Here is a 25,428-nt window from a genome sequence, read left to right as displayed (position 1 = left end):
GTGGCCTTTGCCTGGCTTCCCGGTGCTGCGGGAGATATCGCGCGCGGGGCGGCCACGACGATCCTGCTGATCGCCGTGACCACGCTTGCCGGAACCTTCCTCAGCATCCTGGGTGCCGCGGGACGGCGAAACGGCCCGGTGCTGCTGCGCCGGGCCATCGCCTGGTATGTCGAGATCGTCCGCAACACACCCTTCCTGGTGCAGCTGTTCTTCATCTTCTTCGGGCTGCCGAGCCTCGGCATACGGCTCGACCCGATGCTGGCCGCCATGCTGGCGATGACGCTCAACATGGCGGCCTACACGATCGAGATCGTGGGGGCCGGACTTGACGCCGTGCCTGGCGGGCAGACGGAAGCCGCCTTGGCGCTCGGGCTGCGGCCACGCCAGGTGTTCGTCAAGATAGTGTTGCCGCAGGCGCTCAAGGTGATCTATCCGGCGCTCACCAGCCAGATCGTCATCATGATGCTGGAGTCCGCCGTCGTCTCGCAGATCGCCGTGCGCGAACTGACCTATGAGGCCGACATGCTGCAGGCGCGCACCTTCCGCTCCTTCGAGACTTATCTTGTCGTGACGCTGGTCTATCTCGTCCTGTCGATGGCCTTGCGCCGTCTGCTGGTTACAGGCGGACGCCGCGCCTTGGGGGCTGGCGTGTCATGATCGAATTCACCTTCTGGGACATCGTTCGCAACCTGCTGCTTGCCGCCCGCTGGACCGTGCTTTTGTCGCTGGCCGCATTCGCCGGTGGTGCGGTCGTGGGCATGATCGTCCTGTTCTTCAGGATCGCCAAAAACAGATGGAGCCGGCGCCTTGCCTCCGGCTACATCGCCCTGTTCCAGGGAACGCCTCTCTTGATGCAGCTTTTCCTGATGTTCTTCGGGCTGCCGATGCTCGGCCTGCGCATCGAGCCGTGGACGGCCGCTGTGCTCGGCCTCACCTTCTTTGCCAGCGCCTATCTCGCTGAAATCTGGCGCTCCGGCGTCGACGCGCTGCCATCAGGCCAATGGGACGCCGGTGCCAGCCTTGGCCTGCACCGCCTGCAGGAGCTCAGGCTGATCATCCTGCCGCAGGCATTCTCTATCACCCGCGCCCCGATTGTCGGGTTCCTGGTGCAGCTCATCAAGTCGACGGCGCTGACCTCGATCATCGGCTTCGAGGAGCTGGTACGGACCTCCAACGCCATCAACAATGCGACATTCGAGCCGTTCAAAGTCTATGGGCTGGTGGCGCTGATCTTCTTCGTCATGTGCTTTCCGCTGACGCAATATGCTCGCCGGCTCGAAAAGCGGGCGCCGGCGCGCTGAGCCACGAGCGCATCCGTGAAGCGGTGAACCGCCGGCCGTGGTCGTCGATGGTCATCAGGCGGTCGTCCAGGTCATCCCCCGGCAAGACGCGGCAGCAGGAAGATCTCCGCCCCCTGCGGCAGTTCCTTCGACCACGTATCGCGATAGATCGTCCCGTCGATGGCGACGGCGATGCCGCGGTCGATCAGCGGCTCAAGGCCGGGATACTGTTCAGCCAGTTTTCTGAACAGCTCCCTTATGTCCTTGGCTTCGACCTCGACCTTGCTCTTGCCGCCGGCGAGTTGGCCGAGCGCGCCCCAGAGCGTGACTTCGACCATCCGCCAGCTCTAGCCTCCCCGTTCCGCCTCGATCGCCGCGAGAATCCGTGGCGGCGACATCGGAATGTGCGTCATGCGCACGCCGGCGGCGTTCGACACCGCATTGGCGATCGCCGCCAGCGGCGGCACGATCGACGTCTCGCCGACGCCGCGCACACCATAGGGATGGTTGGGGTTGGGAATCTCTAGGATCTGCGTGTCGATCATTGGCAGGTCCGAGCAGACCGGGATGCGATAGTCCAGGAAGCCGGGGTTTTGCAGCCGCCCGTCCTGGCCGTAAATATACTCCTCGTTGAGTGCCCAGCCGATGCCTTGCGCGGCACCGCCCTGGTACTGGCCCTCGACATAGGTCGGGTGCACCGCCTTGCCAGCATCCTGCACCACCGTGTAGCGGATGACCCGCGTGGCGCCGGTCTCGGGATCGACCTCGATATCGCAGATATGAGTGGCGAAGGAGACGCCTGCCCCATCGGCGACGAGCTCGCTGTGGCCTGCGATCGGTCCGCCGGTCTTGCCCGAATCGGCCGCGATCTCCTTCAGCGACAGTTTTCCGAGATTGCCGTGCTTCTCGCCTTTGGCAATTGCATGGCCCTTCTCCCAGACCACGTCGTCGACGGCAATGTCCCACATCTGCGCTGCGCGTTCGCGCAGGATCTTGATGGCATTGCGGGCGGCCGAGATCGTCGCCATCGAGGAGGAGAAGGTGCCCCGGCTTCCATCCGTCATGTCGTTGTAGCCGAGGCTGGACGTGTCGGCGACTACAGCCTTGACCTGAGCGTAGTCGATGCCGAGCTCCTCCGCCGCCACCAGCGACAGCGACGCGCGCGAACCACCGACGTCCACCGTGCCGACGGCAAGCGAGACCGAGCCGTCCATGCCGATATTGAGGTCGGTGCAGGTCTGGCCGCCGAAGTTGAACCAGAAGCCGCAAGCCATGCCGCGGCCCTGGTTCTTGCCGAGCGGAGCCTTCATGTGCGGATGGTCCTTCGCAGCCTCGAGCGTCGGGCCGATGCCGATCGGGCCGTAGACCGGGCCGTAGGAAGACCTGGTGCCTTCCTGGGCGGCGTTCCTGATGCGGAACTCGACCGGATCGATGCCGATCTCCTTGGCCAGCTCGTCGACGGCGCTTTCCACCGCGAACGCCGCCATCGGTGCGGAGGGCGCGCGATAGGCCGCCGTCTTCGGCCGGTTGACCAGCACTTCGTAGCCCACCGTCTTGACGTTATCGAGCTTATAGCAGGCAAACGCCGTCATGGCGCCGATCTCGGCCCAGGAGCCGGCATACGGTCCGCAACTGTAGCGCAGCGTCGCTTCGGCGGCGGTGATGGTGCCGTCCTTGCGAGCGCCGATCTTCACGTCGATCGAGGTGGCGCTGGTCGGGCCCGAGGCGCGGAACACCTCGTCGCGGGTCATCACCAGCTTGACCGGGCGCCCCGCCTTGCGCGACAGCGCCAGCGCCACCGGCTCGGCCCAGACATGGGTCTTGCCGCCAAAACCGCCGCCGATCTCCGACGAGGTGACGCGCAGCTTCGAGGCTTCCATGCCGAGCAGCTGGGCGCAATGCTGGCGATAGACGAAATGGCCCTGCGTGCAGACCCAGAGGTCGGCGGTGCCGTCGGACGAGACGCTCGCCACGCAGGCGTGCGGTTCGATATAGCCCTGATGCGTCTGCTCGGTCTTGAACGAGCGCTCGACGATAAAATCGGCGTGCCCGAAACCCTGATGGGTATCGCCGTGGCCAAACTGGCTACGTTTGGTGACGTTGGACGGCTTTACCGGCTTTTCCTCGAGGCCCTCGGTGAAGATCGTGTCGTTGATCAGGGGTGCCGAGTGCTTCGCCGCCTCGTCGACATCCGTGACATGCGGCAGGACCTCGTATTCGACCTCGATGAGCTTCAGCGCCTGCCTGGCCGTGCGGGCGTCGACGGCGGCGACCGCGGCCACCGCGTGGCCGTCGTAGAGCGCCTTCTTGCGCGCCATGCAGTTGTCGAGGATGTCGTACATGGCGGAATCGCCATCGGTGAGGTCGGGCAGGTCGGCTGCGGTGATCACCGCCTTCACGCCCGGAAGCTTCTCAGCCTTCGAGATGTCGATCTTCTGGATCTTTGCGTGTGCGTGGGGGCTGCGCAGGATGCGTCCGACCAGCTGGCCGGCCATGTTGAAGTCCGCGCCGTAGCGCGCGCGGCCCGTCACCTTGTCGACGCCGTCAGGGCGGATGGGCCGGGTGCCGACCGATGTGAAATTGCGAGTGGAGTAACGCGGATCGAAATTCATCGTCATGCTCCCTTCATCACGCTGGCGGCATCCTGGACGGCACGCACGATCTTGTCATAGCCGGTGCAGCGGCAGAGATTGCCGGCGAGGCCGAAGCGGATTTCCTCCTCGGTCGGGTCAGGGTTCTTGGCCAGCAGGTCCTTCGCCGCGATCAGGAAACCAGGCGTGCAGATGCCGCATTGAAGTGCTGCGTGTTCGAGGAACTTCTGCTGCAATGGATGCAGCCTGTCGCCTTGGGCCATGCCCTCGATGGTCTCGACGCGCCGGCCCTCAGCCTCCGCGCCGAGCACCAGGCACGAGCACACCAGCCGGTTGTCGAGGATGATGCTGCAGGCGCCACAATCGCCGGTGCCGCAGCCTTCCTTGGCGCCCGTCAGCCCCAGGCGATCGCGCAGGACGTCGAGCAGCGTCTCGTCCGGCTGGCAAAGATATTCGACGCTGTCGCCGTTGATTGTCGTTGAGACTGCTATACCGGCCATCATTTGCCTCCTGCACGTGCATAGGCGGTCGTGGCGGCCCGCTTGGCCAGCACGCCCGCAACCTTCCTTCTGAATTCGACGGTGCCTCGCTTGTCGTCGATCGGACGGCAAGCTCCCGAGCAGACCTTGGCGAGCCGCTCAAGCGTGGCTTCGTCCAGCTTGGAGCCGATGAGGACCTCGGCGGCCTCTTCGACCAGAAGCACCGTCGCCGCCACGGCGCCCAGCGCCACGCGGGCCGCTTTGACGACCCCTTGCTCATCGAGTGTCAAATTCACCCCGGCGCTGACCACCGCGATATCCATCTCCGTGCGTGGAATGAAACGCAAATAGGCATCGCCCGAACGCGCCGGGCGCCTGTCGAGCAGGATCGCCTCGATGATCTCGCCTTTGGCCAGCGACGTTTTGCCCGGCCCGATCGGCACGCTCTCCACCGCAATGGTGCGCCTGCCTCCCGGCCCGACAACCAATGCCCTGGCACCGGCAGCCACCAGCGCCGGCACGCTGTCGGCCGCCGGCGAGGCGTTGCAGAGATTGCCTGATATGGTGCAGCGCCCCTGCACCTGCTTCGAGCCGATCAGCTTGGCCGCTTCGACAACGCCTGGCCATGCCTTCTTCAGGGCATCGCTTTCTCCCAGCACGGCGCAGGGGACGGCAGCACCTATGCTGAAGCCTTCCGCGGTTTCCTTGATCTCGCCGAGCCCGTCGATGCCCTTGATGTCAACGATCAGGTCGGGTTCGATAAAGCCGCCTTTCATCCTCACCAGCAGGTCGCTGCCTCCGGCGAGTATGGCGGCCGTGCCGGTGGAGCCGGCCAGCAGGCCAGCGGCATCTTCGATTGAAAGCGGACGTATGTAGCGCATCGTCTCCCCTTGAGTATCGCAATCTCATCGGCCGTTATAAAGGGTCTCCTCATAATGGCCATCCTCTTCCTCAGTCCTGGCGATTAGGCCAGGCGCCGTAAATCCAGTTCCAACCGAACTGAATTGGCGCCCCGTGAGGCACACCCTGCCAGCGCCGCTAGCCACGACGCCAGGACTTGACGGCCGGCGGACAACCGGTGCCGTTCGTTCAATGCCCGAAGGCGAGCGGCGGCGCCAGGCGGTCCCGGCGTAGCCAGCGCGCCAGCAACAAGGCCGCCACCACGGCGAGCCCGGTCGACAGGCCGATCCAGATGCCGACGCCATTGAAGCCGAAATGGAAGGCGAGCAGCACACCGAGCGGCAGGCCGACGCCCCAATAGCCGATCGCGGCGTAGATCATCGGCACCTTGGTGTCGTGCAGGCCGCGCAGCATGCCGGCGGCAACCGCTTGCGCGCCGTCGAAAACCTGGAACAGCGCGGCGAAGGCCAGGAACGAAACGGCAAGCGCGATCACCCTTGCATTGGCCGGGTTGGCGAGATCGATGAAGGCGCTGATCAATGGGTGCGGCCACAGGATCATCACCAGCCCCATCAGTGCCATGAACGAGACCCCGATGACAAAGGCCGTCCAGCCGGCGCGGGAAACACCTTCCGGATTGCCGGCGCCATGCGCAAGGCCGACGCGTACCGTCACCGCCTGGTTGAGGCCGAGCGGCACCATGAAGCTGATCGAGGCGATCTGGATGGCGATCGCATGCGCGGCCAGCGAATCCGCGTCGATCAGGCCCATCAGCAGCGCCGCCGCGTTGAAGATCGTCACTTCGAAGGCAAGGATGCCGGCGATCGGCAGGCCAAGCCGCAACAGCCCCTTGAAGCGCGGCCAATCGGACCGCCAGAAGCGCCCGAAGAGACGATAGCGCCGGAATTTCTTTTCCAGCATCACCACAACGGCCATGCCGGCGAACATCAGCGTGCTCGACAGTGACGTGGCAAGGCCCGAGCCGGCGATGCCCATCGAAGGCACGCCGAGATTGCCGAACATGAACAGCCAGTTGAAGAAGGCATTGCAGGCGACGGCGACGAAGACGATGACCAGCGCCCAGCCCGGCCGCTCCAGCGCCGAGATGAACGAACGCAGCACGATGTAGCCGTAGAACGGCAGCACCGCCCATTCGAGCCAGCGCAGATAGATGCCGGCCTGGTGCGCCAGCACGGGTTCCTGGCCCATGGCCAGCAGCAGGCTCTCGCCATGCCAGAGGAACACCCAGATCGGGATTGAGATGAGGATCGCCAGCCACAGGCCCTGGCGCACGGTGCGACGCAGGTCGCGCACCGAATAGCGGCGGCGGCCAAGCTCGGTCGCCATCATCGGCGACGTCGCCAGCATCAGGCCGAGGCCGAAGATCAGCGGCATGAAATAGAGATTGGCGCCAAGCGCGCCGCTGGCCAGCGTATCCGGCCCCAGCCGACCCATCATCATGACGTCGGTCGCCGTCATCGCGGTCTGGCCGAGATTGGTCAGCACCATGGGCCAGGCGAGCGCCAGCGTCGCCCGGATTTCCTGACGCCAAAGATTTTCCGGCGCGCGAGCGCCGGCTTCGATCGCAGACATTATTCCGCTCTTTCCGATTTGCGGCACGTCGGCACAGAGCCGGAAGCCGCATTGCAAACGGCAGAACCTTCGGTTCCGCAGCGTTTGCGTCAGCTTTTGGACGAAACGCGACATGAAGGCAAGGGAGGAGGACGGGAACAGATTGAGCCAGCGGGGACGCCCAGTGCGGAAGGCTCGCAACAGGAGGTCATTTCACTTGAAGACGGTGGACTGCTACGGATTGCATGGAGACGTGCCACCATAGATTCCGGTTTGCAGGAGGCAGGATGCAGTTCAAGCGCAGAAGGAACCCGGTCGCCACACTTCGGACGGCGCCGGCCTTCGAACATATCGTCACCGAGGCGAGCGACAGTTTTCTGTGGCGGCTCGACGACTATCCGTGGGAGCGCAACGTCTGGAATTTCCATCCGGAGTACGAAATCCACCTGCTGCGAAAATCCTCGGGCGTGGTTTTGGTCGGCGATCACATCGGCGAGTTCGGCCCGGGCTATCTGACGATCGTCGGTGGCGGGCTGCCGCATGACTGGGTGACGGCGGTGCAGCCGGGCGAGCTGATCGAAGGCCGTGACATCGTTCTGCAATTCGACGCCGAGAGGTTGCGTGGGTCGGCAGGCCTGCTGCCCGAATTGCGCGAGCTGGAACCATTCCTGGAACGATCTCTGCGCGGCATGGTTTTCCATGGCCACACCGCGCTGGAAGGCGCCGAGCTGATGGAGCGGATGGGCGAGGTTAGCGGGCTAACCAGGTTCTGTCTTTTCCTGCGCCTCGTGGATATTCTCGCCAGGACCGACGAATACGAATTGTTGTCTTCGCCGGATTTCTCGCCGGTCCTCGACGCAGCCTCCCTGGACATCGTCCAACGCACGCTGACCTACCTGTTCCAGCATTTCGCCGAGGATCTGAAGCTTCCGGAAGTGGCGGAACTGGCGGGAATGACCGAGAGCACATTCTCGCGTTTCTTCCAGAAGAATACCGGCAACAGCTTCAGCGACCACCTCGCCAAGCTCAGGCTCTGGCAGGCATGCAAGCTCTTGGCGGATACTGATATTCCGATCACCGACATCTGTTTTCAGGTCGGCTATATGAACATCTCGAACTTCAATCGCGCCTTCATGCGCAAGCATCGGATGACCCCGTCGTCCTATCGCCGGCTGTCTCGGCAACGGCTGACATTGCGAGCATAAGCGCATCCTAAAAATCACGTCCTGGAATTCGATCGATACTCGTGTGACAAGCTCCGCAAGTGGATGCCGGTTTTTGCGCCGCACAATGCATAAAAGTACAGGTCTGCTGCAACGAGGCCCCTAGCTTGGCCCGCCGCAACTCCGCATCTTGACGATGGGTGGCATGTCAATCGGGCGATGGTGAGGATCGCGTAGCCCGAGGACGTCTGCTTCCTGCGAAGTGTTCCTGGAGGAGAAAAGACCATGAAACCAATTCGGCTCGCTGCCAGCCTTGGCGCAGCTTTTATGCTTTCCACTGCCGTTTCCACCATTGCGTCGGCGCAGGCGCCGGTCTGTTCCGCGCCGGTCAAGGTGCTGGCGCAGCCGCGTGACGGCCTGACGCTTCTGGAGGACTCCAAGGACGAGTTCCAGAAGCTCGCCGGGGCGAGCTTCCAGATCGACTATCTGAACGAGAACGACCGCCGGGCGAAATCGCGCGCCGATGCATCCACCGTCGGCAACTACAATGTCTACTATGTCGACGAAGCCAACGTCGCGTTGTTCGCGTCGTCGAAATGGATCGTGCCGCTGACCGACTACTATCCGGCGGACTACGACTATGCCGACTTCGATCCGGGCCGCCAAAAGGTCGCCACCTATGACGGCAAGGTCTGGTTCGCGCCGCTGACCGGCGGCGGCGATTTGATGGTCTACCGCAAGGATGTCCTGGAGGCCGCGGGCATCCAGCCGCCGAAGACGCTGGACGAGCTGATCGCCGACGTGCCGAAGCTGACCGATCCGGACAAGGGCATGTACGGCATTGCGCTGCGCGGCGCCCGTGGCTCAGGCGCCAATGTCTGGCGCTGGATGCCCTTCTTCAAGGCCTATGGCGGGCAATGGTTCGACGGCGACAAGCCCGCCTTCAATTCGGACGCCGCCGTCAAGGCGACCGAAACCTATCTGAAGCTGTTCAAGGATTCGGCACCTGGCACGCAGACCGGCAGCTGGGATGAATCGACCGGCGCGTTCCTGTCGGGCCAGGTGGCGATCCTCGTCGAATCGACGCCGCTGTCGGGTATGTCGGTCGATCCGAAGACCTCGCAAGTGGTCGGCAAGATCGGCTTCCTGCCACCGCCGGCGCCGCTCACCGGCGGCGGTTACGGCCATGGTCTCGCCATCGCGGCAAAAGCCAATGCCGACGATGCGTCGAAGAAATGCGCCGGCCTGTTCGTCGCCTGGGCGACATCGAAGGAAAACGAGAAGCGGCGGCTCGACGCCCATCAGTTCGGTGAGCTGAACCGCACCAGCATCCTGTCCAGCAAGGAATTCGCCGATATCTACGGCGCCGATCTCGGCCAGGCGCTGGCAGAGACAGGCAAGGTCACGGCGGTCAACTTCTGGCAAGACCCGCGCTGGCCGGATCTCGGCGACCGCTGGGGCATCATCCTCGAAGAACTGGTCACCGGTACCCGCACCGACGTCAAGGGCGGCCTCAACGAGCTTGAAGCCTATGCCAACGATCTGGTGAAGAAATAAGCCATCCTCCCCCTGCGGCGCACGGTCCACGGCATTCGGTGGAATGCCGGGACCTGTGCGTCGCAGGCCCTTCCAACATGGCCGCTCGAGCAAGACTTCGCGCGAAAAAAGTCCAGCCATGTTCAATTGCTCGAGACGCAAGCCAGGATAGACAGATGCCTCGACGTTCCTCCTTGCCAATCACCTTTGTCGTGCCGACGCTCGCCATCCTGCTTGTCCTGTCGATGGTGCCGACGCTCTACGCGATCGTCATCGCCCTCCAGAACCGGGAGCTCAGCTCGGCAAACTATTCCTATGTCTGGTTCTCGAATTTCTACGACCTGTTCTTCGACCGGCGCTTTCTGAATGCCGTCTGGGTGTCGGTGAAATGGGAGATCGTCACCGTCGTCGCGACCATGGCCGTGGCGATCGGGCTGGGCGTGCTGATGTTCGAGGTCGCGTCGCCGCGCCTGCGCAATTTCTACTGCCTGCTGTTCATCATCCCGGTGCTGCTGCCGCGTGTCTCGGCGGCCTTCGTCTGGAAGTTCGCCTACCATCCGCTCTATGGCATCGCCACCTACCCCTACCGGCTGTTGACCGGCGGCCTGATCTTCGACCCGCTGTCCAAGCCGTCGACGGCGTTGTTCGCGGTCGCGTCGGTCGATGTCTGGCAATGGGGCCTGTTCTTCGCCGTCATCGTGTTGAAGCTGCTGGAAACGCTGCCGCCGCAGCCGATCGAGGCGGCTCGGCTCGATCATGCCAGGCGCTGGCAGATCCACGCCTATGTGACCTTGCCGATGCTGAAGGCGCCGCTGATCAGCCTGATGTTCGTCAAGATGATCGAATCGCTGCGCTCCTTCGACCTGATCTACGTGATGACCCGCGGCGGGCCTGGCGTGGCGACCGAGACGCTCGATATGTACGCGTTTTCGCAAGGCTTCATCGAGTCTGGCAAGGTGTCCTACGCCTCGGCCATGGCCGTGCTGATGATGATCGCCACCGTCATCACCTTCACCATGCTGTGGAAGCGGGTGCAGGCATGAGACCATATCGTATGAGACCGGGCCGCCTGATCGGCAAGACAGTGCTGGCATTCGCCGGTTTCGTGGCGGTGTTTCCGCTGCTGTGGACGGCGCTGAATTCGCTGAAGAACAACGTCGACATCATCACCCGCGTTCCGCGCCTGGTGTTCACGCCGACACTTGCCAACATCAACTATATCATCGGCCGCGACAGCGTCATGACCGGCCTCTACAATTCGGTCGTAGCCTGTGGCGTCGCGGTGCTGATCGGTGTGGTGCTCGGCCTGCCGGCCGCCTATGCGGTGGCGCGCTACCCGAACCGCTGGGCCGGCGACATCCAGTTCTTCGTTTTGTCGCTTCGCTTCCTGCCGCCGGTGGCGGTCGCCATCCCGCTGATGGTGATCTGGCTGCAACTCGGGCTCTACGACACGCTCGCCGCGCTGATCGTCACCTATTCGTTGCTCACCATCTCGGTGATCATGTGGCTCGCCATTCCCGCCTTCCAGGCCGTGCCGAAGGAAGTCGAGGAGGCCGCCTTCGTCGACGGCTACGGCGCCTATTCGGTGTTCTGGCGGATCGCGCTGCCGGTCGCGGCGCGTTCGCTGATCGGCGCGGTGGCGTTCAGCTTCGTTCTGGTCTGGAACGAGTTCCTGATCGCGCTGATGCTGTCGAGTTCCAACGCCAAGACCTTGCCGATCGTCGCCTCGGAATTGTCCCAGCAAGGCATGAACGTGCCGTGGGGCATCCTGAACGCCTCGGTCGTGCTTCTATCGCTGCCGCCGCTTTTGTTTCTCGGCGTGCTCAGCGGCTTCCTGAATTCCGTTTTTCGGCAAAAAAAGACTTGAAGCGAGGACGACACGATGCGGGCACTAGTGCTTGAGAAAAAGGGCGAGCTGGCCCTGCGCGAGATCGCGTTGCCGCTCGATGTCGGCCCGGACGACGTCAGGATCGCCATCCATACGGTCGGCGTCTGCGGCAGCGACGTGCATTATTACACCCATGGCGCCATCGGCAGTTACGTAGTGCGCGCACCGATGGTGCTCGGCCACGAAGCGTCCGGAACGATCATCGAAATCGGCGCCAATGTCAGGACGCTGAAGGTCGGCGATCGCGTCTGCATGGAGCCGGGCGTGCCGAACCTGTCGTCGCGGGCAACAAAACTCGGCATATACAATGTCGACCCGGACGTCACCTTCTGGGCGACGCCGCCGGTGCATGGGATTCTGGCGCCGCAAGCCGTGCATCCGGCCGCGTTCACCTACAAGCTGCCCGACAATGTCTCCTTCGCCGAAGGCGCGATGGTCGAACCGTTCGCGATCGGCATGCAGGCGGCGGCACGCGCGCGCATCGTGCCGGGCGACGTGGCGGTAGTCGTTGGCTGCGGCCCGATCGGCATCATGATCGCGCTGGCCGCCCTTGCCGGCGGTTGCTCGAAGGTGCTGATTTCCGACTTCTCCGCCCCCAAGCTCAAGATCGCGGGCCGGTATCCGGGCATCGTCCCGGTCAATATCGGCGAGCGGTCGCTGACCGAGGCGGTTGCAGCGGCGACCGACAATTGGGGGGCGGACATCGTGTTCGAGGCCAGCGGCAGCCCGAAGGCGTTCGCTAATCTGTTCGATGTCGTGCGCCCCGGCGGCGCGGTGGTCCTCGTCGGGTTGCCGGTAGAGCCGGTGGCGCTCAACGTGCCGGCGGCCATATCGAAGGAAGTGCGCATCGAAACCGTGTTCCGCTATGCCAATATCTTCGACCGTGCCTTGCAGCTCATAGCCTCCGGCAAGGTCGACCTCAACCCGCTGATCACCGGCACCTATGCCTTCGACGACAGCATCGAGGCGTTCGAGCGGGCGGCCGCGGGCAACCCGGAGGACGTCAAATTGCAGATCCTGATTTCGAGCGAGAAGGCCTGACGACCATGTCCGCGATCGTCTGTTCCCATGTCGATAAATCCTATGGCGCCACGACCGTCATCCGCGACTTGAACCTTGCCATCGAGGATCACGAGTTCGTCGTTTTTCTCGGCCCGTCGGGCTGCGGCAAGTCCACTTTGCTGCGCATGCTGGCCGGACTTGAGGACATCAGCGGCGGCGAGGTGTCGATCGGCGGCAAAGTGGTCAACGATCTCGACCCGGGCGACCGCGGCATTGCCATGGTGTTCCAGAACTATGCGCTCTACCCGCACATGACGATCTTCGACAACATCGCATTCGGCCTGAAGCGCCAGAAAGTGGCCAAGGCCGAGATACAGCAGCGCGTCGAGGCGGTGTCGAAGACGCTGGGGCTCGATCCCTATCTCGGCCGCAAGCCGGCCGAACTGTCCGGCGGCCAGCAGCAGCGCGTGGCGATCGCGCGTGCCATGATCAAGACGCCGAAGGTCTTCCTGTTCGACGAACCCTTGTCCAATCTCGACGCCAAGCTGCGCAACCACATGCGCGTCGAGATCGCGAGGCTGCACCAGTCGCTGAACACGACCACCGTCTACGTCACCCACGACCAGCTGGAGGCGATGACGCTCGCCGACCGCATCGTGCTGCTGCGGGACGGCAGGATCGAGCAGATCGGCTCGCCGGCGGAAATCTACGAGCGGCCAGGCAATCTGTTCGTCGCCGGGTTCATTGGGACGCCGAACATGAATTTCATCGACGTCACGGTAGCCCGAAAAGGAGACGGCTGGATGCTGACCAGTGGCGGAACCATCTTCACCATCGACGGCTCACGCTTCAAGCTTCAGCATGGCGAGGGCGCTGTGCTTGGTATCAGACCTCCGGACCTGAAGACCGCGAGCCGCGATGCCGGCCCGAACGTTCTCGAAGGCACGGCCGATCTCATCGAGTTCCATGGCAACGATGCGCTGGTGACTTTCGGGCTGGGCGGCAAGGAAATCAGCGCGCTGGTCCCCAGTCGCGCGTGCCCCGTCGTTCGCAGCGATGTTCGTTATACATTCGAGGAAGAAAGCCTGCATCTGTTCGACGCCAAGTCCGGAGTGTCTTTGCTGAGACAATAGGAATTCGCCCTCGTCACTCCTCCTCAGATGTTTGCGCTGCCCCTCACCTGCCTGCCCGTCCTCCGCAGCAGCTGCGCTGCAGCTGCGGAGGGTGGACCGGCATCCTCTCCCCGTATAGTGACGGGGCGAGGGGCGCTGTCATGAATGATTTCGCCAATCACCAACGTCGCAAAGAGAGCAGCGACGTTGCGGCCAGCTACTTTCTCCCCGTCATTATACGGGGAGAAATGCCCGGCAGGGCAATGAGGGGCGGCGGCGGCGCTGACGATTGGCGGCCTCCGCCCAGTTGCAAACTATCATTTACCGGATTGCGTCGAGCGCCTGCCGCTGCCTGTGCATCTCCAGAAACACGCGATAATCGCGGTCGAAGCGTCCGGCTGATGCCGGGTTCGACGCGCGCGTCCTGCCGCCTTGCTGCATGGCGAGACAGGCGGCGTTGAGATCGGGGAAGAGCCCGGCCGCCGTGGCGGCGACCATGCCGGTGCCGAGCAGCACCGCTTCGTCGGCCAGCGGCTCGATCACCGTGCAGCCGGTGGCATCGGCATAGAGTTCCATCAGGAGTGGGTTCTTGGTGTGGCCGCCGGTGACGTGCAGCGTGTCGATCAGGTAGCCGTTCTCGTTCAGCGCCTCCAGCACGTGGCGCACGCCGAGCGCGATGCCGACGGCGGTGCGCCAGTAGAGCTTGCACAGGCTGTCGAAGGAGGAATCCAGCGTCAGCCCGCTGACCACGCCGACGGCATGCGGATCGGCGAGCGGCGAGCGGTTGCCGTGAAAATCCGGCAGCACGTGCAGCCTTGCGGCAAGGTTCTCGCCCTCTGTGGCGCGCAGTTCGGTGACGCGCCTGGCGATCTTGGCATGCATGGCGGCATCCGGCTCGCCGCCGGCGCCGTGCCAGCGGATAATGTGGTCGAGCAAGGCGCCGGTGGCCGACTGGCCGCCTTCCGACAGCCACAGCTTCGGCAATGCCGCGCCGTAATATGGTCCCCAGACCCCGGCAAAAGGCTGCGGGTCGGGCGACATCGCCATGACGCAGCTCGACGTGCCGGCGATCAGCGCCAGATGACGGCCGATATTCTGCTCGTCGCCGGCAAAGCCGCCCAGCACGCCGAGAGCCCCGGCATAGGCGTCGATGACGCCGGCGCCGACCCGGCATTTCTCCGTCAGGCCAAGCTCGACTGCTGCTTGGGCCGTCAACTGGCCGATATCGCTGCCGACCGGACTGGCCCTTTCAGGCAGATTGCCATGTTCGAAGAGATCGCCGAGGCCGACGACGTCGAAAAAATCACGCCGCCATGCGGCCTTCTCATGCGCCAGATAGGTCCATTTGGCGGTCAGCGTGCATTGCGAACGGGCCAGCGAGCCGGTCGCTTGCCAGGTGAGGAAATCGGTGAGGTCGAATAGAGTGCCGGCCTGAGCCCACGTCTCCGGGAGGTTGCGCTTCAGCCACATCAGCTTCGGCGTCGCCATCTCCGGCGACATCACGCCGCCGATATAATCGAGCACGGCGTGGCCGCTCGCCGTGCATTCGTCGGCCTCGGCGATGGCGCGATGGTCGAGCCAGACGATGGTGTCCCAGCGCTTTTCGCCGGTCACCGAAACGCTGAGCTGGCCGCCTTGCCGGTCACGCACCACCAGCGAGCAGGTGGCATCGAAGGAGATGCCGACGACATCTTCGGCGGCGACACCGGCCTTTTCGCGCGCGGCGCGCACGGCAATGCAGACGGCGGACCAGATGTCGCGCGAATCATGCTCGGCATGATCGGCCTTCGGCTGATGCATCGCGATCGGATGCTCGGCGCGGCCGAGCAAGCTGCCTTTGGTGTCGAGAATGCCCGCGCGGGCGCTCCCGGTGCCGACATCGACCGCGCAAACGAACTGCTGTTTCGTCAAGATGTTCTTGCTCTCGCTCCCAGGCCTGCAATCAGATCGGGCAATTGCAGCATGTCAGCGAATATAAAGTCCGGTTCACTCGACGCAAGCCGCGCTTTCAATGCCGGATTGCCGGCATGCGTGCCGCCGGTGAAGGCAAAGACGCGCATATCCGCCGCACGCGCCGCGGCGACGCCGGCGGGGCTGTCCTCGATGACGAGACATTTGCGCGGATGCGCCCGCATGGCGGCGGCGGCATGGAGGAAAAGGTCGGGCGCCGGTTTGCCGCGCGGCACCATGGCGGCGCTGAACAGATGCGGCTCCATCAGCCCAAGCAGCCCGGTGACGTCGAGCGCATAGCGGATGCGTTCCAGCGTGCCCGAGGAGGCAACGCAGAACGGCAGGCCGAGCTTCGGCAACATCTGCTTGACGCCGGGTATCGGCTTCAGCTCCTCACGGAACTTTCGCATGAGATCGACCCGCATCGCGGTGAGATGCTGATCGCTGATCTCAAGGCCGAAGTCGCGGGCGAGGATCTCGCGCACGCTTTTCATGCTCTTGCCGAGGAAATGTTCGTAGGCGGCATCCTCGCCGACGCTGCCGCCAGCGAGTTCGATCATGCCCAGCAGCGCCGAGACCGACAGCGCCTCGCTGTCGACCAGCACGCCGTCACAGTCGAAGATGACCAGGTCAGGCGCCATAATATCGAATGCGCTCAGAGCTGGCCGGCGAGATAGCGCGTCAGCGTGGCGCGCGTGCCATTTGCCCATAGCACATTGAGCGCGTGAGCGAAGGCCTCGACAAACGCCGTGGCACGGCCGACGTCGCCATAGATATCCTCCATGGCAAGCCAGGCGGCGGGCGCGTCTTTTGCCGCCTTCGCCGTCGCCTGCAGCCGGTCCCAGCTCGGGTCGTTGGGCTCAATGGCGGCGCCGCTGTCCGTCGTGCCGTAGCAGTATCGGCACCAAAGGGCCGATTCCAGCGCCAGTCCGGCGACACCTTTTCCCGCTTTCAGCCGGTCGGCGATGGTCGGGATGATGAATTTCGGCTGGCGGTTGGAGCCGTCGAGGCAGAGCCGGCGCACCGTGTCGCCGATCTTGGGATTGGAAAAGCGGCTTTCGATGAGCTGATAATACTCCTCCAGAACGGTGTCCGGAACCGGCGGCACGGTCGGGATGATTTCTTCCCGTTCGAGTTTTGCCAGAAAGCCGGCGACCAATGGCTCCTGCATCGCCTCATGGACGAAATGGATATCCATCAACCCGGCTGGATAGGCGATGGTGGCGTGGCCGCCATTGAGGATGCGGATCTTCATCAACTCGTACGGCGCAACGTCTTTGACGAACTGCACGCCGACCTTTTCCAGCGGCGGGCGACCGTCGGTGAAATGGTCCTCCAGCACCCATTGCCGGAACGGCTCGCAGAACACCGGCCAGTTGTCTTCGACGCCAAAGTCCTTGGCCAGGATGCCGCGCTCGCGATCTGACGTGGCGGGCGTAATGCGATCGACCATGCCGTTGGGAAAGGCGACATGATCCCCGACCCAGCTTGCCAGATCCTCGTCGATCAGACGGGCAAGGCCGATGACGCCGTCGGAGGTGACATGGCCGTTGTGGGGGATGTTGTCGCAGGACATCACGGTGAACGGCACTGTGCCCTCGTCGCGGCGGCGCACCAGTCCGGCGAGGATGATGCCGAACACCGTCTTCGGTGTCGCGCCTGCTTGCGCGTCGGCGACGATGTCGGGGTGGGTAGGGTTGAAGACGCCGGAGGCCGGGTCGATGAAATAGCCGCCTTCGGTGATGGTCAGCGACACGATCTTGATCGCCGGGTCGGCAAGCCGCTCGACGATGCCGGCGGCATCCCCCGGCGTCAGGAAGTCGATCATGGAGCCGGTGACGCGGGCGCTCATATGGCCGCTATCCTGCTCGACCACGGTAGTCAGCCAGTCCTGCTCCTCCAGTCTGGCGCGGCCGGCCTTCTCGCCCTCGAACACGCCGGCGCCGACCAGCGCCCAATCATGGCCGATGCCCGAATTGAACAGGTCGTCGAGATAGACCGCCTGGTGCGAGCGATGGAAATTGCCGACGCCGAAATGAACGATGCCGGCCCTCAATTTGGAGCGGTCGTATTTCGGACCGGCGACGTTGGCGGGCAGGTTCGCGAGATTGGAAGAAGAGAGTTTCACAGTCATGTTTTTCGACCCTTTTTGGCCAGGCTACGGCCTTCGTCATTCCCCCTCTCCCCGTCCTTCGCGGGAAGAGGATAAGAGGAGGGGCGGCGCTTCCCTTCCGAGGTCGATGCCGCCCCCCATCTGCGTGCTGGCCTCTTCTCCCGCGGAGGTACGGGAAGAAGAGGCCGTCCCGCCCTCAACTCATCCACTGGCCGCCATCGACATTGTAGGTCTGGGCGACGATGTATTCGGCGTCGGCGCTGGCGAGAAACACCGCCATGCCGGCAAGGTCCTGGGCCGTGCCCATACGGCCATAGGGAACCGCCTCGCCAACCAGCTTCTTCTTCTCGCCCTTCGGCCGGTTTTCATATTTGGCGAACAGCGCATCGACATGATCCCAGTGCTCGCCGTCGACGACACCCGGCGCGATGGCGTTGACGTTGATGCGATGCTTGATCAGGTCGAGCCCCGCCGACTGGGTCAGCGAGATGACGGCGGCCTTGGTCGCGCAGTAGACGCCGACCAGCGCTTCACCACGTCGTCCGGCCTGGCTCGCCATGTTGATGATCCTGCCGCCCTTGCCCCGCGCGATCATCGAGCGCGCGGCCGCCTGGAGCATGAACAGCGTTCCGGCGACGTTGACGGAGAACAGCTTTTCATAGCTCGCCCTCGATATCTCGACGATCGGCGCGAGATCGAACAAAGCGGCATTGTTGATCAGGATGTCGAGGCCGCCGGTCCTGGTCTCCACCACTCCTACCGCTGCGTCGATGGAGGCCTGGTCGGTGACGTCGAGCTTTACGGCGTAGGTCTTGCCGCCGATCTCGCCGGCCGTCTTCTCGGCAGCTTCGAGGTTGATGTCGGCGATCGCCACCGTAGCGCCTTCGCGCGCATAGGCTTCGGCGAAAGCCTTGCCGATGCCGCGCGCCGAACCCGTGATCAGCGCAGATTTACCGGCCAGCCGCATGCTCACATCGCCTTGCCGTCGGCGCCGAAGCGATGCAGCTTGGTCTTGTCCGGGGTCAGGTAGATGGTGTCGCCATGGCGCACCGCGAGTTCGCCGTCGGCGCGCACCGTCAGCGGACCGACGCCATCGGCCTGGACGTGCAGGAAGGTGTCGGAGCCGAGGTGCTCGGCAACGCCGACAGTTGCCTTCCAATCGCCTGCCGTCGTCGAAATCTGCATATGCTCGGGACGGATGCCGATCGTCTTGGCACCATTTTTGGCGGCCGGCGCGCCTTCGATCAGGTTCATCTTCGGCGAGCCTATGAAGCCGGCGACGAACAGGTTGCGCGGCGTCTTGTAGAGCTCCATCGGCGAGCCGACCTGCTCGATATTGCCGGCGTTCAGCACGACGATCTTGTCGGCCATGGTCATGGCTTCGACCTGGTCGTGGGTGACGTAGATCATCGTCGTCTTGAGCTGATGATGCAGTTCGCTGATCTCCAGCCGCATGGTGCCGCGCAGTGCGGCGTCGAGGTTGGACAGTGGCTCGTCGAACAGGAAGGCCGAGGGCTGGCGCACGATGGCGCGCCCGATGGCGACGCGCTGGCGCTGGCCGCCGGAGAGTTGGCCGGGCCGGCGCTCGAGATAGTTGGTCAGGTTCAGCACGCGTGCCGCGTCCTTCACCTTCCTGTCGATGGTCGCCGGATCCTCGCCCGCCATCTTCAGCGGGAAGGCGATGTTCTTGGCCACCGTCATATGCGGGTAAAGCGCGTAGGACTGGAACACCATGGCCAGCTTCCGCTTGGCCGGCGCCTCGCCGGTCACGTCACGGCCGTCGATGTTGATGCTGCCGCCGCTTGTGTCCTCCAGCCCGGCGATCAGCCGCAACAGCGTTGACTTGCCGCAACCCGACGGGCCGACGAAGACGACGAACTCGCCATTCTCGATCACCAGGTCGAGGCCGGGGATGATGGACGTCGATCCGAAGGATTTGGAGACGTTCTTGAGCGTGATGTTTCCCATGGTTTCCTCCCCGAGGGCTTATTGTCCGGCGTCTGTCGCTTGCGGCGGTATTACTTCACGGCACCAAATGTCAGGCCGCGCACCAGCTGCTTCTGGCTGAACCAGCCCATGATCAGGATCGGCGCGATGGCCAGCGTCGAGGCGGCCGAAAGCTTGGCCCAGAACAGGCCTTGCGGGCTGGAGAAGGAACTGATGAAGGCCGTCAGCGGCGCTGCTTCCGTGGTGGTCAGCCGGATCGTCCAGAACGCCTCGTTCCAGGCCAGAATGATGTTCAGGAGCATGGTCGAGGCGATGCCCGGCACGGCCATCGGCGTCAGCACATAGATGATCTCGTTCCACAGCGAGGCGCCGTCCATGCGCGCTGCTTCCAGGATCTCGCCCGGTATTTCCCGGAAATAGGTGTAGAGCATCCACACCACGATCGGCAGGTTGATCAGCATCAGCATGATCATCAGGCCGATGCGGCTGTCGAGCAGGCCGGTGTCGCGGAAGATAAGATAGATCGGGAACAGCACGGCAACCGCCGGCATCATCTTGGTGGACAGCATCCACATCAGGATGTCCTTGGTCCGCTTGGTCGGCGAGAAGGCCATCGACCATGCCGCCGGGATGGCGAACAGCAAGGCAAGGATGGTCGAGCCGACCGAGAGCAGCACCGAGTTGAAGAAGAACTTGAAATAGCCGTTCTGCGCCTGGACCTCGGAATAGCTCTCGAACGTCCCGGACGGGATCAGGTTGAAGCCCTGGATCGCCTCCTGCTCCGACTTGAACGAGGTGATGATGGTGTAGAGGATCGGGAAGAAGATCAGCAAAGCGACGATCCAGGCGGCCGCGGTCGCGATCGTCTTGTGCCGGGTGGTGACTGCACGTGCCATGTTGTCCTCCCTTATCTGTCCAGGTTCTTGCCGACGGCGCGCATGGCGAAGAAGGCGACGATGTTGGCGAGAATGACGGCGATCACACCGCCTGCGGATGCCTGGCCGATTTTGAACTCCAGCAACGCCTTCTGGTAGACGAGGAAGGGCAAGTTGGTGGAAGCGTATCCCGGACCGCCATTGGTGGTGACGAGGATCTCGGCATAGACGGAAAGCAGGAAAATCGTCTGGATCAGGATGACGACGGTGATGGCGCGCGACATATGCGGCAGCGTCAGGTAGATGAAGCGGCTGATGAAGCCCGCGCCGTCCATCTCGGCGGCTTCCTTCTGCTCAGCGTCGAGCGATTGCAGCGCGGTGAGCAGGATCAATGTCGCGAAAGGCAGCCACTGCCAGGCGACGATGATGATGATCGCCAGCATCGGATGTTGCCCGAACCAGTCGATCGGCTGCACACCGAAGAAGCGGGCGATATCGGCGAACACCCCGTATTGCGGGTGCATGATCATGTTCTTCCAGACCAATGCCGCCACTGGCGGCATGACGAAGAACGGCGAGATGACGAGGATGCGGACGATCCCTTGTCCCCACATCGGCTGATCGATCAGCAGCGCCAGCAGGATGCCGCCGATCACCGTGATCAACAGCACGCTGACCACCAGCGTGAGGGTGTTGAGGATCGACTGAAGGAAAGCCGGATTGGAGTAGAACAACGTGTAGTTCGAAAACCAGACGAACCCGTCGCGGATCGGATTGAGCGGATTGTACTGCAGAAAGGAAAACCACAGAGTGAAGAGCAGCGGAACAATCATCCAGACGAACAACAACACCACTGCTGGCGCCATCATGAAGCGGGCAAGCGAACGGGTCTGCTGAGTAGCCATGACGGTCACCCTTCAAGGATCGGACGGAATTTTCTCAAGCTGTCGAAAGTGGCCGCCCGAACTGGGTTTCGGGCGGCCGTTGCCGGCCATGGTCGGCGGCCGGCCTTAGGCACCGGGAGGAGCCTTACTTGATATAGCCGCCTTCGGTCATCGTCGCGGTGGCGGCGTCCTGGGCCTGCTTCAACGCATCGTCGACGCTCGACTGTCCGGCAAGAGCCGCCGAGAAGAGCTGGCCGACAGTGGTGCCAAGTCCCTGGAACTCGGGAATGGCGACGAACTGGACGCCGACATAGGGCACCGGCTTGACGGTCGGATGCGTCGGGTCGGCGGCGTTGATCGAGTCCAGCGTCATCTTGGCGAATGGAGCCGCCTTCTGGTACTCGGGGTTGGCGTAGAGCGAGGAGCGCGTTCCCGGCGGAACGTTGGCCCAGCCTTCCTTCGACGCGACCAGTTCAGCATAATGCTTGCTGGTTGCCCATGACACGAATTTCTCGGCGGCATCGGCCTTCTGGGTGCCGGCGGGAATAGCCAGCGACCAAGCCCACAGCCAGTTGCCGCGCTTGCCCAAGCCATTGTCCGGCGCCAGCGCATAACCGACCTTGTCGGCGACCTGCGATGCCTTCGGGTCGGAGACGAAGGAGGCGGCGACGGTGGCGTCGATCCACATGCCGCACTTGCCCTGCTGGAAGAGCGCCAGGTTTTCGTTGAAGCCGTTGGAGGACGCGCCCTCCGGGCCGTCGGCCTTCATCAGGTCGACATAGAACTGCAATGTGTTCTTCCATTCGGGCTGGTCGAACTGCGGCTTCCAGTTCTCGTCGAACCAGCGGGCGCCGAAGGAATTCGACATCGCCGTCAGGAAGGCCATGTTCTCGCCCCAGCCGGCCTTGCCGCGCAGGCAGACGCCGTTCACGCCATTGGCGCGATCGGTCATCTTGTCTGCGGCCTGCTTGATGAAATCCCAGGTCGGCGCGTCGGGCATCTTCAGGCCCGCCTTCTCGATCAGGTCCTTGCGGTACATGACGAAGGAACTTTCGCCGTAGAATGGCGCGGCATAGAGCTTGCCGTCGACCGAGAGGCCACCGGCGATCGCCGGAATGATATCCTTGGTGTCGTAGTCGTCGCCGAGCTTGTCGAGCGGCAACAGCCAGCTCTGCTTGGCCCAGATCGGAACTTCGTAAGTGCCGATGGTCATCACGTCGTACTGGCCACCCTTGGTGGCGATGTCGGTGGTGACGCGCTCGCGCAGCACGTTTTCCTCGAGCGTGACCCAGTTGAGCTGGATGTCGGGGTTGGCCTTGGTGAAGTCGTCGGTCAACTTCTGCATGCGGACCATATCGCCATTGTTGACGGTGGCGATGGTGATGGATTCGGCGTGGGCGGCGAACGCAAGCGCGCTGGCCGAGCACAAGCCCAGGATGAGCGTACGAAGTTTCATCAAATTCCTCCCATAAACCAAGATGAGCATTTGCCTTGGCTGTGAGCAATTATTCATTTGGCATTAATTATGTCAAGCCGGATTCGATGCTGCAGCGCAGCACTGGCTGACGCCGGCGGGCAACGAGCGCATGAAGATTGCAAGGCTGGTCTCAGCCGCCGCACGGATATCGGGCGACGCCAGCAAGGCTTCGGGACTGTATAGGCTGCCCCTCAGCAGGCGATCTCGGCCAGCAGCCAGTCGCGGAAGGCGCGGATCTTCGGCAGGTTGCGGCGCGCCTCCGGATAGACCAGCCAAAAGGCGTGGCCGTCGTCGCCAACCAGATCGAAAGGCTGGACCAGGCGGCCGTCGGCCAGCTCCGCCTTGAACAGCGCCCTGGTCAGGATTGCCACGCCATGGCCGGCGATTGCCGCATTGGCCTCGTAGGCCTGTGCGCCCATGCTGCTGCCCGGCCGCCTGGCAAGGTCGTGCGAGTGCACGCCGGCAGCTTCGAACCACTGCGTCCACCAGATGTCGCCGGGATCAAGGATCGGCAGCCGCAACAGGTCCGCCGGTTCCTTGATACCGCCGATGCTCGCCGCGAGCTTGGGGCTCAGCATCGGCGTGAAATCGGCATCGAAAAGCTTGTGCGCTTCCAGCCCCGGCCATTTACCGCCGCCCGAACGGATGGCGAGGTCGACGTCCTCGCGGGCAAAATCCGTCAGCCGGCTCGACGTGTCGAGCCGCACGGCAAGTGATGGATGAGCGATCTGGAACGAGCCCAGATGGTGTGCCAGCCAGTTCGAGGCAAAGGTCAGCACCGTGCTCACGCACAGCAATCCATCGGCTCCCGCGCGCGCCGCGGCATAGGCCTGACCGAGAATGGCGAAGGCCTCGCTGACCGCAGGTGCAAGGCGCTGTCCGGCTTCGGTCAGCGCCACCTGGCGCGGCCGCCGCAGGAACAGCGGCCCGCCCACCCGCTCCTCCAGCACCTTGATCTGATAGCTGACCGCTGCCTGTGTCATGCCGAGTTCCTCGGCGGCCTTGGTGAAGGAAAGCTGCCGCGCCACCGCTTCGAACACCCGGATCGCTTGCAGCGGCGGTAGCTGCGAAACCTGTCGCGAGCTCAGGTCAGGCATAAAGCCTCCTTATGGGTCATTATCGAGGTTCGATTGGCAAAGGCGGCTGGCAAGACCGACATTCATCGTTACCCGTCATCAGGGTTCAAGATAGCGAAGGTTGACGATCATGACCATGGCGCAGCAAAAGTGCAGTCCCACTCCCGATCACCGCTGGATTTCGTGGCTTTCGGACGGATTCGGCTGGTTCGCGATCAGAAAACGCGCGCATCTCGATATACGGGATCTGTCGCCGCATCTGCAACGGGACCTCGGTTTCCTCGACGGCAACGATCCTTTCGGACGGCATGGATAGCCCGGCTGGCCTTATCGCAAATCGCGCGCCGCGCTGCCGCGGCCTCGCATACGATGGCAGTCCGGCGTCATGCGCCGGCCAGCAGGGCGGCGGCCGTCCGTTCGTCGGTGATGAGCCCGTTGACCAGCCGGCGGTTCACGGCCGCCAGGATGCCCGGCAGCTTGCGTTCGCCCATCGCAAGCGCGATGACCAGCGACTTCTCGCGTGACGGCAGCGACGCCGACGACACGCGGTCGTTGGTGATGCCTTCGATCATCCGTCCGTCGCGATCGAACACCCAGCCGACGATCTCGGCAATGCCTCCTGCCTTTTGCAGCGCCTTCAGCTCCGCTTCGGAAATGAAGCCGTCCTCGTAGAGCGGTGCCTTCGGACCGAGGTCGCCGATGCCGACGAAGGTCACGTCGGCCTCGGCGGCAAGCGCCAGCGTCGGCTGGATCATCGGCTGATTGAGCAGCATCTCGCGCTCCTGCGGCGAGGAGGCGATGACCGGCAGCGGCATCGGGAATGATCGCGCCTTGACCCTGTCGGCCATGGTGAAGATGACGTTGTAAAAAGCGGCCGAACCGTCCGGCGAGATGTTGCCGGTCAACGAAACCACCTTGTGCTGCGGGCACTCCATCGGCGGCAATTGTTCGATCGCCGCCTTCAGCGTACGGCCGGTTCCGATCGCCAGCACGATCGGAGTCGGCGATCTCAGCCGTTTTTCAATCTCGGCTGCGGCTGCCTCCGCAATGCCGATCGTCGTCGACGAGGAGGTGGGATCGCTCGGCACGACCTCGACCAGGTCGAGCGCGAAGCGGGATTTCAGCCGGCTCGCCAGATCGAGGCAGTTGGCGATCGGATGGTCGACGCGGACCTTGATCAAGCCTTCCGACACCGCCAGCGACACCAGCCGCTGCGCCGTCTGCCGCGAGATGCCGAGCGTGGCGGCGATCTGGTCCTGCGTATTGCCGGCAACATAATAAAGCCAGCCGGCACGCGCCGCCTCGTCCAGCCTGTTGCTGCCGCTATCTTGCCGGGTATTCACGTCCTGCCTCCCGAAACCGCCAGTCATCAGGGCGGCCCGTCCTACTTTCGCAGGGAACAGGCTGCTGCGCAATTGTCAATCTCCAGGGCAATTGCTTGCCTCGGCCGGTGCACGGCTCGGCCGGAACGTCTTCGGCCTGCGCATCCCGCGGCAGGGAAAAGGACGTTTTTCCATCCGGGCAGGCGGCACGTTCTGCCGCCCGGATGGTTTATCTCCCGAGGCAAACCCTTTAAGGGAACG

The 25,428-nt window shown here is 63.6% G+C and carries 24 protein-coding genes; 9 read left to right on the top strand and 15 right to left on the bottom strand.

The window, feature by feature from the left end:
• Both NKJ26_RS07450 and NKJ26_RS07445 read left to right on the top strand, forming a co-directional pair.
• Positions 1–657 carry an amino acid ABC transporter permease gene (locus NKJ26_RS07450; protein ID WP_352602779.1) on the top strand — a complete coding sequence of 219 codons (657 nt, stop codon included), beginning with the start codon at positions 1–3 and terminating at the stop codon, positions 655–657.
• Entirely contained in the window at positions 654–1,301 is a 648-nt protein-coding gene (locus NKJ26_RS07445; protein ID WP_352602778.1) for an amino acid ABC transporter permease, read from the top strand. Before NKJ26_RS07450 ends, NKJ26_RS07445 begins: the two co-directional genes overlap by 4 nt.
• A 71-nt stretch (positions 1,302–1,372) precedes the next feature.
• Here the strand turns inward: NKJ26_RS07445 and NKJ26_RS07440 are convergent, their stop codons facing one another.
• The 5 genes from NKJ26_RS07440 to NKJ26_RS07420 all read right to left on the bottom strand — a co-directional run bounded on the left by NKJ26_RS07440 (position 1,373) and on the right by NKJ26_RS07420 (position 6,843).
• Positions 1,373–1,618 (bottom strand): MoaD/ThiS family protein, encoded by a 246-nt coding sequence (locus NKJ26_RS07440; protein WP_352602777.1) that lies wholly within the window; start codon positions 1,616–1,618, stop codon positions 1,373–1,375.
• Positions 1,619–1,627: 9 nt separating this feature from the next.
• Complete coding sequence (locus tag NKJ26_RS07435; protein WP_352694766.1) at positions 1,628–3,892, bottom strand: xanthine dehydrogenase family protein molybdopterin-binding subunit; 2,265 nt, start codon at positions 3,890–3,892, stop codon at positions 1,628–1,630.
• Between the two features lie 2 nt (positions 3,893–3,894).
• Entirely contained in the window at positions 3,895–4,371 is a 477-nt protein-coding gene (locus tag NKJ26_RS07430) for a (2Fe-2S)-binding protein (RefSeq protein ID WP_352694765.1), read from the bottom strand.
• Positions 4,371–5,231, bottom strand: a complete 861-nt coding sequence (locus NKJ26_RS07425; protein WP_352694764.1) for an FAD binding domain-containing protein — start codon at positions 5,229–5,231, stop codon at positions 4,371–4,373. Before NKJ26_RS07425 ends, NKJ26_RS07430 begins: the two co-directional genes overlap by 1 nt.
• Positions 5,232–5,439: 208 nt before the next feature.
• Positions 5,440–6,843 carry an MATE family efflux transporter gene (locus tag NKJ26_RS07420; protein WP_352694763.1) on the bottom strand — a complete coding sequence of 468 codons (1,404 nt, stop codon included), beginning with the start codon at positions 6,841–6,843 and terminating at the stop codon, positions 5,440–5,442.
• A 266-nt stretch (positions 6,844–7,109) separates the two neighbouring features.
• Between NKJ26_RS07420 and NKJ26_RS07415 the strand changes: the two genes are divergently transcribed.
• The 6 genes from NKJ26_RS07415 to NKJ26_RS07390 all read left to right on the top strand — a co-directional run bounded on the left by NKJ26_RS07415 (position 7,110) and on the right by NKJ26_RS07390 (position 13,544).
• Positions 7,110–8,027: an AraC family transcriptional regulator gene (locus NKJ26_RS07415; protein WP_352602770.1), complete on the top strand. Its 918-nt coding sequence runs from the start codon at positions 7,110–7,112 to the stop codon at positions 8,025–8,027.
• 243 nt (positions 8,028–8,270) lie between these two features.
• On the top strand, positions 8,271–9,542 hold the full coding sequence (locus NKJ26_RS07410; RefSeq protein WP_502903091.1) for an ABC transporter substrate-binding protein: 1,272 nt from the start codon (positions 8,271–8,273) through the stop codon (positions 9,540–9,542).
• A 155-nt stretch (positions 9,543–9,697) separates the two neighbouring features.
• On the top strand, positions 9,698–10,564 hold the full coding sequence (locus NKJ26_RS07405) for a carbohydrate ABC transporter permease (protein ID WP_352602768.1): 867 nt from the start codon (positions 9,698–9,700) through the stop codon (positions 10,562–10,564).
• Between the two features lie 11 nt (positions 10,565–10,575).
• The gene (locus NKJ26_RS07400) at positions 10,576–11,388 is read left to right on the top strand and encodes a carbohydrate ABC transporter permease (RefSeq protein WP_352602766.1); all 813 of its coding nucleotides are present in this window, start codon (positions 10,576–10,578) and stop codon (positions 11,386–11,388) included.
• Positions 11,389–11,403: 15 nt separating this feature from the next.
• Entirely contained in the window at positions 11,404–12,450 is a 1,047-nt protein-coding gene (locus tag NKJ26_RS07395; protein ID WP_352602764.1) for an NAD(P)-dependent alcohol dehydrogenase, read from the top strand.
• Positions 12,451–12,455: 5 nt separating this feature from the next.
• Positions 12,456–13,544 (top strand): ABC transporter ATP-binding protein, encoded by a 1,089-nt coding sequence (locus tag NKJ26_RS07390; protein ID WP_352694761.1) that lies wholly within the window; start codon positions 12,456–12,458, stop codon positions 13,542–13,544.
• Between the two features lie 300 nt (positions 13,545–13,844).
• Here the strand turns inward: NKJ26_RS07390 and NKJ26_RS07385 are convergent, their stop codons facing one another.
• The 9 genes from NKJ26_RS07385 to gcvA form a co-directional block, all read right to left on the bottom strand.
• On the bottom strand, positions 13,845–15,434 hold the full coding sequence (locus tag NKJ26_RS07385) for an FGGY-family carbohydrate kinase (RefSeq protein ID WP_352694760.1): 1,590 nt from the start codon (positions 15,432–15,434) through the stop codon (positions 13,845–13,847).
• Complete coding sequence (locus NKJ26_RS07380) at positions 15,431–16,114, bottom strand: HAD family hydrolase (protein ID WP_352602756.1); 684 nt, start codon at positions 16,112–16,114, stop codon at positions 15,431–15,433. The genes NKJ26_RS07385 and NKJ26_RS07380 overlap by 4 nt, the downstream gene beginning before the upstream one ends.
• Positions 16,115–16,128: 14 nt before the next feature.
• The gene (locus NKJ26_RS07375; RefSeq protein WP_352694759.1) at positions 16,129–17,607 is read right to left on the bottom strand and encodes a mannitol dehydrogenase family protein; all 1,479 of its coding nucleotides are present in this window, start codon (positions 17,605–17,607) and stop codon (positions 16,129–16,131) included.
• Between the two features lie 175 nt (positions 17,608–17,782).
• Positions 17,783–18,553, bottom strand: coding sequence for an L-iditol 2-dehydrogenase (locus NKJ26_RS07370; protein ID WP_352694758.1), 771 nt, complete (start codon positions 18,551–18,553; stop codon positions 17,783–17,785).
• A 2-nt stretch (positions 18,554–18,555) separates the two neighbouring features.
• Positions 18,556–19,554: an ABC transporter ATP-binding protein gene (locus NKJ26_RS07365; protein ID WP_352694757.1), complete on the bottom strand. Its 999-nt coding sequence runs from the start codon at positions 19,552–19,554 to the stop codon at positions 18,556–18,558.
• A 50-nt stretch (positions 19,555–19,604) separates the two neighbouring features.
• A complete protein-coding gene (locus NKJ26_RS07360) occupies positions 19,605–20,429 on the bottom strand; it encodes a carbohydrate ABC transporter permease (RefSeq protein WP_352694756.1) in 825 nt (274 codons plus the stop codon).
• A gap of 11 nt (positions 20,430–20,440) precedes the next feature.
• The gene (locus NKJ26_RS07355; RefSeq protein ID WP_352694755.1) at positions 20,441–21,313 is read right to left on the bottom strand and encodes a carbohydrate ABC transporter permease; all 873 of its coding nucleotides are present in this window, start codon (positions 21,311–21,313) and stop codon (positions 20,441–20,443) included.
• A gap of 124 nt (positions 21,314–21,437) precedes the next feature.
• Entirely contained in the window at positions 21,438–22,748 is a 1,311-nt protein-coding gene (locus NKJ26_RS07350; RefSeq protein WP_352694754.1) for an ABC transporter substrate-binding protein, read from the bottom strand.
• 212 nt (positions 22,749–22,960) lie between these two features.
• Positions 22,961–23,866, bottom strand: a complete 906-nt coding sequence (gene gcvA / locus NKJ26_RS07345) for a transcriptional regulator GcvA (protein ID WP_352694753.1) — start codon at positions 23,864–23,866, stop codon at positions 22,961–22,963.
• A gap of 109 nt (positions 23,867–23,975) precedes the next feature.
• Between gcvA and NKJ26_RS07340 the strand changes: the two genes are divergently transcribed.
• Positions 23,976–24,161 carry a hypothetical protein gene (locus tag NKJ26_RS07340; RefSeq protein ID WP_352694752.1) on the top strand — a complete coding sequence of 62 codons (186 nt, stop codon included), beginning with the start codon at positions 23,976–23,978 and terminating at the stop codon, positions 24,159–24,161.
• 67 nt (positions 24,162–24,228) lie between these two features.
• Here NKJ26_RS07340 and NKJ26_RS07335 read toward each other — a convergent pair whose 3' ends face one another.
• Entirely contained in the window at positions 24,229–25,188 is a 960-nt protein-coding gene (locus NKJ26_RS07335; protein ID WP_352602741.1) for a sugar-binding transcriptional regulator, read from the bottom strand.
• Positions 25,189–25,428 lie beyond the last annotated feature (240 nt).

The sequence above is a fragment of the Mesorhizobium sp. M0152 genome (genome assembly GCF_040322415.1).
GTDB lineage: Bacteria > Pseudomonadota > Alphaproteobacteria > Rhizobiales > Rhizobiaceae > Mesorhizobium.
This window is presented reverse-complemented; position numbering and strand designations above follow the sequence as displayed.